The organism is Mesorhizobium sp. M4B.F.Ca.ET.203.01.1.1, assembly GCF_004791025.1.
In the GTDB taxonomy this organism is placed as follows: Bacteria; Pseudomonadota; Alphaproteobacteria; order Rhizobiales; family Rhizobiaceae; genus Mesorhizobium; species Mesorhizobium abyssinicae.
Genome location: NZ_SRUO01000012.1, coordinates 187,998 through 195,647, shown reverse-complemented (window position 1 = coordinate 195,647; position 7,650 = coordinate 187,998). Strand labels below are relative to the sequence as shown.

The following is a 7,650-nucleotide window of genomic DNA, read 5'->3' as shown; positions in this document are numbered from 1 at the left end:
CCCCAGCTCATCCACGGTTTAGGCTACCTGAGGGGTGACGGGCTCTCGACCGCCGCCACGGATCAGGCAAGCACCTGGTCCGTGGCACCCCTCAACAATGCACGATTCCAGACACACAAGGGGTGTTCCAGCTTGACGCCGGCGTCCGCAAAATCACTGCCGCCGTGTTCCTTCGCGCACCCCTCATCCGTCTCGGCGCTGAGCGCCGATCCACCTTCTCCCACAAGGGGAGAAGGGAAAGGACCGCCATGTCCCGACACGTCACCTTCATGACCATCGACGACGCCGAGCACTACACGCCGGCCGAGCGCGCGGCGATCATCGCCGCCTATCCCGAGCATGAGCGCGAGGCGCGGGCGAAGGGCGTTCCGGTGCTGGGCTCGGGCCGCATCTTTCCGGTGCCGGAGGAGATGATCGCCTGCGAGCCGTTCCGGCTGCCGCGCTGGTGGCCGCGCATCGGCGCGCTCGATTTCGGCTGGGACCATCCCTCGGCCGCGGTCGAGCTCGCCTGGGACAGCGAGGCCGATGTCGTCTACGTCACCAAGGCGGCGCGCGCCTCGCAGCAGACACCGGCGATGCAGGCGCTCGCCCTGAAACCCTGGGGCGAATGGCTGCCATGGGCATGGCCGCGCGACGGCCGCCGCGAGACGCTGGAAGGCGCAGGCACCGCGCTCGCCAGGCAATACGCCGCGCACGGCCTGAACATGCTCGGCAACCACGCCCGCTTCGCCGACGGCTCGGTCTCGGTCGAGGCCGGGCTGATGGAGATGCTCGACCGCATGCAGTCCGGCCGCTTCAAGGTGTTTTCGACGCTGCTCGACTGGTTCGAGGAATTTCGCCTCTACCGCCGCTTCTATTGGGATGCCGTCGCCGGCGCCGAACTCCCCGCCGGCCTCGACTATGCCGTGTTCGACTTTGCCGTGAACAGCGGGCCGGGCAGGGCAGCGAAATGCCTCCAGGCGATCGTCGGCGCCACCGAGGACGGCCGGATCGGTCCGGCCACGCTCGGTGCCGTCAGGGCCCGGCCCGCCGGTGTCGTCATCGATGAGCTGTGCGACGCGCGTCTGGCGTTTCTCAAGCGGCTGTCGACCTGGCCGACCTTTGGCCGGGGCTGGAGCCAACGGGTCGGCTCGGTACGGGCCGAGGCGCTGCTGTTGTCGGCTGTCAAAGCGCCGGCCTTGCCGGCGGCCGCGCCCGGACAAGCGGCCCCGTCCGCGCCTTCGGCTGAAGCTGCACATCCGGAGGCAACGCCCAATCCCGCCGCGCCCGCCGGCAAGGCGTTCTGGCGGTTGTTGCTCGCCATCTTCAAAACCATTCTTGGAGGCAGGAGATCATGATTGCCGTCATCATCCGCATCGCGCTGCGCTACGGCGCGGCGATCCTCGTCGCCCGCGGCCTGCTCGGCGCCGGCGACGCTGCCGCCCTGTCGGGCGACCCCGACATCCAGGTGGCGCTCGAAACCGGCATCGGCCTGGCGATCAGCCTGGTCACCGAGGCCTGGTATCTGCTCGCTCGCAAGTTCCACTGGCAAAGGTGAGGGGGTCCAAATGAAGGAGGTCTTGACCGAACTCCTGCGCCAGGCGCTGCCCTGGCTGGCGGGTTCGCTCCTCATCGCAGCGGCACTTGTCGTGTGGTGGCTGTCATGACGGCGCTTCTCTCTTTCCTGTTCGACAATCCCGCGATCCTTGGCCTGCTGGCCTCCGTCATTGCCGCGCTCGGCTGGGGCTTTCGCCAGCGGTTCGCCGGCGCCGAGGCCGAGCGCAGCAGGCAGGCCAAAGCCGAGGCAGCGGCCCGCGCGCTCGCCGACCGGGTCGACAACGACATCGGCGCTCTGCCCGCGGGCGCCATCAAAAAGGAGTTGAAGGCATGGGCAAGGGATTGATTGTCATGCTGCTTGCCGCGGCTTTGGCCGGATGCACCACGAGCACTGGCGGCTTCTGCGCCGTTTCCAGGCCGCTGCGCCTCTCCGCCAAAGCCGTTGACGCGCTGTCGGACGAGGAAGCCAAGGCACTGCTCGCGCACAATCGCAAGGGCCAGAAACTCTGCGGCTGGAGGCCCTGATGCAGGATCTGTTCGATCTCTTGGGCATCAAGGGCCCTGTGGTGGCCGCGGGGCTGGCAGGCGGCGCATTGCGGGCCCTGTCGCGTCACCGCTACAAGCTGCGCGAAATGATCGCTTCGCCGATCTGCGGCGCGCTTGCCGCCGCCTATCTGACGCTGCCGGCCGTGGCCTGGTTCAAGGCAAGCGGCCTGCCGATCCCCGATCCTGCCGACGACACCACGACCTTGGCTGCCGCCTTCCTGATCGGCGTCTCGGCGATGTGGATCTCGGACATTCTGTTCGAGGTCGTTGTGCGGAAATTCAAGCCGACAAGCGAAGAGTGATCTGCCGCGCCGCGCGCTCCTTGGTCTTCGAATAAGCATCTGCTAATATTTGTCCTGTGCATGGAGCCGCAATCGGAGCCAAACCTGTGCGCTTTTTCTGAGCAATGAGAGGGCACAATGATCAAGCTGGGACGCATCTGCGTAGTAAGGACTTTGTGGGTCCTTTGGCTTTTTACACTGCCCGCCCAGGCGAACAACTTGAATGATCTTGTCAAGAAGGGCGACGTCGCAGCGGTGGCTTCCGCCTTGGACAAAGGCGCCGCCATTAACGAAATTGACGGTGTTACGGCGCTCTACATCGCCTGCGAAAAAGGAAATGTCGAGTTAGCACAACTTCTAATCAAGCGTGGGGCGGACGTCAGCCTGCCCGTCAGTTGGCAAAGAACGCCACTCTACGCCGCCAACAAGGGCGGGTACGCAGACATCGTGAAGCTGTTGCTCGACAACGGGGCCGACCCAAATCAGGTGGCGAAAGCGCAAACGCCGCTTCACGTAGCTGCCGAGAATGGCTGCCTCCAGTGCGTCATCCATCTCGTGGACGCCGGAGCAGAGGTCAACGCGCTGACATCGAATGGAAGTCCGCCCATACATCTGGCCAAGCTGAGTGGTCACGACGACGTCGTGGCCTACTTGCGCAGTCATGGCGCCAGCCGACCGGCCATTGCGCCGATTTCGGCACGACTTGCATCGGCGAACGCTGAATCGGGCAAAGAACTTTTCGGCAAGACGTGCGGGACTTGTCATCTTGTCGTGCCGGGGGTCAAGAATCCCAAGCCCAATCTGTGGGGCATCGTAGGGCGGCCGAAGGCCTCGCAAGGCGATGTCGAGTATTCGTCGAGTCTAAAGGATGCCGGTGGCGATTGGACTTTTGAGGAACTCAATTTGTTCATCTCAAATCCCGCGCTCGCGTTGCCTGGAACAGATATGCTTTTCCCGGGCCTGCAGGACGAGAAGCAGCGAGCGGACCTCATCGCATACCTGCGGACCTTGAGTGACACACCGTTGCCGCTTCCCTAGAATTGATTTTGATGTCCTCCCGTCCTCAATCCAGGCGGCTGTCGCCGCTGCGGCCTTACCAGGACGCTTGAGCGGCTGGACGAAGAGCGCCACAATCCCCATCTATGGAGAAATCCAAGGGAGATATGATATGGCGACTTCCACCGAACGAGCGGTGCTTGCTGGCGGCTGCTTTTGGGGCATGCAGGATCTGATCCGGCGCTATCCGGGTGTGATCTCGACCCGTGTCGGCTACAGCGGCGGCGACGTGCCCAACGCCACCTACCGCAACCACGGCACCCATGCGGAGGCCATCGAGATCATTTTCGATCCGGCCAGGATCAGCTACCGCACGCTGCTCGAATTCTTCTTCCAGATCCACGATCCGACGACCAGGAACCGTCAGGGCAACGATGTCGGCATGAGCTATCGCTCGGCGATCTACTATACCAGCGACGACCAGAAGCGGGTTGCCGACGACACCATCGCCGATGTCGAGGCTTCACACCTGTGGCCGGGCAAGGTCGTCACCGAGGTCGCGCCGGTCGGCCCTTTCTGGGAAGCCGAACCCGAGCATCAGGACTATCTGGAGAAATATCCGAACGGCTATACCTGCCATTTCGTCAGGCCGGGGTGGAAGCTTCCGGTTCGTGAAAAGGCGGCGTCGTAAGCCCGATCGGTGCTTGGCAGGTTTTTCCCGCCTGCGCCGGAACATTAGTTCTGGCTAAGAGTTCATCCCCCGGCAGCGCGTAACGGTTTGCTGCCTGATCGGGGCCGGCATCCCGATCCAGCCCGCGTCCCCTGCGAGAGGCGCGGGCTTGCTTGTGTCGATAACTCGGCCTGGACTTGCCGATCCCACCAATTTCGCCCGTCGTGCCAGAAGGCACGGCGGGCTTTTTTGCGTTCAGGTCCCGGCAACGCCCGGGGCGCCCGCCGCGGCCGCCAGTGCCGTCCCGGATCTAGCCCTTGGCGCGACGGCCGTCGCTTTCATGGTTGCCGATCCAGTGCGCGCGGATGCGGTCGCTGGTTTCGAGATAAGCCATGTCGATCAGATAGGTCAGAAGCTTCTCGCCATCGGCTTCGGCTTTCTGACGCAGTTCACGCAAGATCCCCTGCGCAAACTGCAGGTTTTCCATTTTGCTCGGCTGGTCCATCGCTGCCCCCAATGTCTGCATGTGAATTCTGGCTGACTGTTGCTTGCATCAAGATTTTGGCGAGACTCACGGCGAAGCTGTGCTCGGTTGTGTCGGCGTCCGATCAACGAAGCTGTTGGACATTCTTCGGAAATGTCGATATTTTGCGCGACCAATCGGACCGCGACGATGCACGAAGACGAGGGCAGCACTCCTGACAAGTTGCAAGCCATGCTGGATGTGATTGCCAGGAACGGCCCTTCGAGCCACAGCGAGCAGTCCGATATCGGCAAGCTGAAGGCAGACGCGGCCAGCGCGGCCGCAGCGTTGGTTCAATTCTACGGCGACACGGCGCTCGAACGTGCCAAGTTGCTTGAGCGGCGCTCGCCGCAGTCCCATTTCGCCCGCCTGGTCACTGCCGAAGTCAGCAAGCACGGCAAGGGTCCGCCCGGAAGCTAGGGTGCGCGCTAGGAGGATTTGCGCCTCCTCGATCCGCCGCCAAGACGCAGCTGCACCTCTTCGTGGGCATTGTCCAGCAAGTAGAACAGCAGATCCTGTCCGATCGATTGTGAGATTTCCTTGGCCTGCTCGATATGCTGATGGATCTCGCGCAAGGAGGCCTCCTCGCAATCCTCTTCTTGCGTCAGGTCGACGAACCAGCCGGGATAGACAGCCGCTTCTCCAAGGCTGTCGACATAGCATTGGCCGACTGCCAGGATCTTGCGAAGGCCCATCTTTTCCGAACGAACTTTGCAGACCTCGCGGAAGCTCGATCGGCGCTCTACCGCCCGGCGGATCGCAACATTGACCCGCAGCCGGTCCTCGGCCTCGATGCTTTCCATGCATCTTTCGAGGGGAGCGCCACGCGAGAACTCATCGAGCGTGAGTCCGAAATAGTCGGAGAGGTTGGCGTCACCGTAGACACGGTTTCGCTTGATGTCCCAGGTCCAGAACCCGTCGATCGGTGGATATCGCAGATGAACGCCGCGACCTCCTGCAGGCATCGCCGCCATGAAAACCGCCCCGTTCGGCTTCAAGATTCGCAATAGTATGTAACATAGGCGAAAAGAAACAAGGTGGCCTTTTGTACAAGACCATCAAGGATCACGTTGCGTCAGAGGGTTTGCGTACTTGGATATCGTAATTGATGTCGTGAAAAAAATAACTTGGGGAGAATTTTCTTTCATGGAAAGAATGTCTGGCCTGGTAGCGCAACCATAACTTGGTACTTCACAAGATAACCAAGCTGCAAGACTGGCAAAATAATAGCAAAGGTTGTGCCGGTCTGCCTGAAGAACAACTCCGCACGGCTGCGAGGCCGACGCGGCAATGTTGGGAACGTTGCCTGAACCGCGCCGGCCAAAGCGGTTTCCAGAAGTCCACCGCAAATCGAATCTTAACTGAGCATTGGGGCAGCGGCAAACCGACCATCGGTTGCAAAATGCAAGCCGATTTACCGTCGATCCAGATGGAAGCTGGCCTGCCTCTTAGGCCAGCTTGCGCTGGAGTAGGTTGTCCGAGGGCGCCTCGTTACTGTCCGCCGTAGTTCCCGGCTCCTCTGCCGGCGATTCGCCATCGACGCGATCGTGTTCGAATTGCTGCGCGTCGGGCAGCGGCTGCAACCAGTGTTCGCGCCTCACGATCCACAGTTCGTAGGTCGGCTCGAGCTCCGTCGGCGCTACATCGAGGCTACCGAGCATCACTTCGACTTCCTCCTCGCCAACCGAGGTCACGCGGCCGCCGCAGGTCGGGCAGAAACTTCTGCCGCCATAGGTACTGACGATGCCGGCCGTCTCGAAGGCTTCGAGCGGCCAGATGGCGAAGGCCTGGTAGGCCGATCCGCTGGTCTTGCGGCAATCCTTGCAGTGGCAAAGCCCGATCCGAAGCGGCTCGCCCGTCACCGAGAACTGGACACCGCCGCATAGGCAGCTGCCGCTGCGCCTGACATCACTGGACATGGCTGTTTCCTCCTGGGTCGCGCCGCTCTGGTTAGCCGGCCGCGACAACATGCCGGGAAATGTCTAACCCGAATCAATTCGCGCGAGGCGCAAACGGTTCCACGCTGCGCGGCGTCGAGGTCGACGCCACCGCAATCAGTTTGCGCAAGTTGTCAGCTTCCGCGAGTTGTCAGTTCGGGAAGTCGAAAACCGGCTCCTGGCAGCGGTAGACGCGGCACTGGCCGTCGCGCGTCGGAACGGAGGCGGCGGTGGGCACCTCCGGCCAGTCGCATTCATTGCCGAACTGGCGCACATAGCGCTCGTAGGTGTTTTGGCCGGTGGTCAGCACGGCCGCACGCTGGCTTTGGATAAGCGACCGTACCTGTTCGCAGCTCATTGCACGCGTGTCGGGGCGGGCATGCGCCGTGGTGGCGGCACACAACAAGGCGCCGGCAATCCATGCGATCGAACGAGCCTTCATCGGCAACCCCAGCTTGAACATCCTTCTCTTAGAGAAAGGATCAGAAAACGGCCAGATACTTCAACAGCGAAACGATGCCGATGATGATGACGACGATCTGCGCGATCTGTCGCGTGCGGCCGTCAAGCGGGAGGCGCTGGACGAGGTAGAGCACGAGGATGATCACCAGGAACGTGATCAGGATGCCGATGAGCGCCGATGAAGCCACGTCCTGTCTCCCAAGTTATCGTTTCGAGCTCAAATGTTTCGAACCAAACAAATTAGCAAACGTCGTTGCGGCCGGATCGGTTCCCCCGGCCGGAAACGGCGGAGGCCGCGAAGCCAGGCGGCTCGCGGCCTCGGTTCGGCGATTACGCTGGTTACTTGCCGCAATGATTGTCGTTCACCGTCGGCGTGCTTGTCCCGGGCGATGTCCCGGTTGCGTCAGGCTGTGCGCCCTGCGGGCCGACCGGACAGTTCTGATCCGGGGTCGGGCTCGTCGCATAGGGGCGGCTCATGCCGTCGATGCTGTAGGTCGGTGTGGGATCGATGGCATTGGGGCCGTTCGGATCGACCGTGTTGGGGCCATCGGGGTCGACGACAACCGATTTTCCACTGCCGTCGGCCATGTCTGAGCCGGCCGTGTCGCCAGCGGTCTGGGCCATCGCCGATGTGCCGAGGCCAAGCGTCAGCAAGGCGGCTGCGAGGATTCTCATGGTCATGGCGGTCTCCATTTGGTT

Annotated in this window: 14 protein-coding genes; 8 read left to right on the top strand and 6 right to left on the bottom strand. The window is 62.4% G+C overall.

Translation table 11 applies throughout. The features are described 5' to 3' along the window. The first annotated feature begins 122 nt into the window (after positions 1–122). The 7 genes from EN846_RS36525 to msrA all read left to right on the top strand — a co-directional run bounded on the left by EN846_RS36525 (position 123) and on the right by msrA (position 4,050). Entirely contained in the window at positions 123–1,337 is a 1,215-nt protein-coding gene (locus tag EN846_RS36525; protein ID WP_348630829.1) for a terminase family protein, read from the top strand. Continuing rightward, positions 1,334–1,537, top strand: coding sequence for a hypothetical protein (locus tag EN846_RS23890; protein ID WP_127392070.1), 204 nt, complete (start codon positions 1,334–1,336; stop codon positions 1,535–1,537). The genes EN846_RS36525 and EN846_RS23890 overlap by 4 nt, the downstream gene beginning before the upstream one ends. A gap of 105 nt (positions 1,538–1,642) precedes the next feature. After that, on the top strand, positions 1,643–1,882 hold the full coding sequence (locus EN846_RS23885; RefSeq protein WP_127392069.1) for an ABC transporter permease: 240 nt from the start codon (positions 1,643–1,645) through the stop codon (positions 1,880–1,882). A 5-nt stretch (positions 1,883–1,887) separates the two neighbouring features. Beyond that, the gene (locus EN846_RS23880) at positions 1,888–2,061 is read left to right on the top strand and encodes a hypothetical protein (RefSeq protein WP_245509022.1); all 174 of its coding nucleotides are present in this window, start codon (positions 1,888–1,890) and stop codon (positions 2,059–2,061) included. Then, positions 2,061–2,384, top strand: coding sequence for a hypothetical protein (locus tag EN846_RS23875; RefSeq protein WP_127392067.1), 324 nt, complete (start codon positions 2,061–2,063; stop codon positions 2,382–2,384). Before EN846_RS23880 ends, EN846_RS23875 begins: the two co-directional genes overlap by 1 nt. A 117-nt stretch (positions 2,385–2,501) precedes the next feature. Continuing rightward, a complete protein-coding gene (locus EN846_RS23870; RefSeq protein ID WP_127312218.1) occupies positions 2,502–3,401 on the top strand; it encodes an ankyrin repeat domain-containing protein in 900 nt (299 codons plus the stop codon). Between the two features lie 130 nt (positions 3,402–3,531). Then, the gene (gene msrA / locus EN846_RS23865) at positions 3,532–4,050 is read left to right on the top strand and encodes a peptide-methionine (S)-S-oxide reductase MsrA (RefSeq protein ID WP_127287090.1); all 519 of its coding nucleotides are present in this window, start codon (positions 3,532–3,534) and stop codon (positions 4,048–4,050) included. 289 nt (positions 4,051–4,339) lie between these two features. Here the strand turns inward: msrA and EN846_RS23860 are convergent, their stop codons facing one another. Beyond that, positions 4,340–4,534, bottom strand: a complete 195-nt coding sequence (locus EN846_RS23860; protein ID WP_126055200.1) for a hypothetical protein — start codon at positions 4,532–4,534, stop codon at positions 4,340–4,342. A 168-nt stretch (positions 4,535–4,702) separates the two neighbouring features. Between EN846_RS23860 and EN846_RS23855 the strand changes: the two genes are divergently transcribed. Then, positions 4,703–4,972, top strand: coding sequence for a hypothetical protein (locus tag EN846_RS23855; RefSeq protein ID WP_127287089.1), 270 nt, complete (start codon positions 4,703–4,705; stop codon positions 4,970–4,972). Positions 4,973–4,980: 8 nt separating this feature from the next. Here EN846_RS23855 and EN846_RS23850 read toward each other — a convergent pair whose 3' ends face one another. The 5 genes from EN846_RS23850 to EN846_RS23830 all read right to left on the bottom strand — a co-directional run bounded on the left by EN846_RS23850 (position 4,981) and on the right by EN846_RS23830 (position 7,632). Beyond that, positions 4,981–5,526 (bottom strand): hypothetical protein, encoded by a 546-nt coding sequence (locus EN846_RS23850; protein WP_127287088.1) that lies wholly within the window; start codon positions 5,524–5,526, stop codon positions 4,981–4,983. Positions 5,527–6,000: 474 nt separating this feature from the next. Then, positions 6,001–6,471, bottom strand: coding sequence for a GFA family protein (locus EN846_RS23845; RefSeq protein WP_127287087.1), 471 nt, complete (start codon positions 6,469–6,471; stop codon positions 6,001–6,003). Positions 6,472–6,640: 169 nt separating this feature from the next. Further along, the gene (locus EN846_RS23840; protein ID WP_245478413.1) at positions 6,641–6,952 is read right to left on the bottom strand and encodes a hypothetical protein; all 312 of its coding nucleotides are present in this window, start codon (positions 6,950–6,952) and stop codon (positions 6,641–6,643) included. Between the two features lie 19 nt (positions 6,953–6,971). After that, entirely contained in the window at positions 6,972–7,139 is a 168-nt protein-coding gene (locus tag EN846_RS23835; RefSeq protein WP_127287442.1) for a Thivi_2564 family membrane protein, read from the bottom strand. Positions 7,140–7,290: 151 nt separating this feature from the next. Further along, entirely contained in the window at positions 7,291–7,632 is a 342-nt protein-coding gene (locus EN846_RS23830; protein ID WP_127392066.1) for a hypothetical protein, read from the bottom strand. Between the last annotated feature and the right edge of the window lie 18 nt (positions 7,633–7,650).

Excerpts from the sequence above, each read along its gene's own strand:
- EN846_RS23890 (WP_127392070.1), top strand. The coding sequence starts at position 1,334 with ATGATTGCCGTCATCATCCGCATCGCGCTGCGCTACGGCGCGGCGATC.
- EN846_RS23885 (WP_127392069.1), top strand. The coding sequence starts at position 1,643 with ATGACGGCGCTTCTCTCTTTCCTGTTCGACAATCCCGCGATCCTTGGC.
- EN846_RS23880 (WP_245509022.1), top strand. The coding sequence starts at position 1,888 with ATGCTGCTTGCCGCGGCTTTGGCCGGATGCACCACGAGCACTGGCGGC.
- EN846_RS23875 (WP_127392067.1), top strand. The coding sequence starts at position 2,061 with ATGCAGGATCTGTTCGATCTCTTGGGCATCAAGGGCCCTGTGGTGGCC.
- EN846_RS23870 (WP_127312218.1), top strand. The coding sequence starts at position 2,502 with ATGATCAAGCTGGGACGCATCTGCGTAGTAAGGACTTTGTGGGTCCTT.
- msrA (WP_127287090.1), top strand. The coding sequence starts at position 3,532 with ATGGCGACTTCCACCGAACGAGCGGTGCTTGCTGGCGGCTGCTTTTGG.
- EN846_RS23860 (WP_126055200.1), bottom strand. The coding sequence starts at position 4,534 with ATGGACCAGCCGAGCAAAATGGAAAACCTGCAGTTTGCGCAGGGGATC.
- EN846_RS23855 (WP_127287089.1), top strand. The coding sequence starts at position 4,703 with ATGCACGAAGACGAGGGCAGCACTCCTGACAAGTTGCAAGCCATGCTG.
- EN846_RS23850 (WP_127287088.1), bottom strand. The coding sequence starts at position 5,526 with ATGGCGGCGATGCCTGCAGGAGGTCGCGGCGTTCATCTGCGATATCCA.
- EN846_RS23845 (WP_127287087.1), bottom strand. The coding sequence starts at position 6,471 with ATGTCCAGTGATGTCAGGCGCAGCGGCAGCTGCCTATGCGGCGGTGTC.
- EN846_RS23840 (WP_245478413.1), bottom strand. The coding sequence starts at position 6,952 with ATGTTCAAGCTGGGGTTGCCGATGAAGGCTCGTTCGATCGCATGGATT.
- EN846_RS23830 (WP_127392066.1), bottom strand. The coding sequence starts at position 7,632 with ATGACCATGAGAATCCTCGCAGCCGCCTTGCTGACGCTTGGCCTCGGC.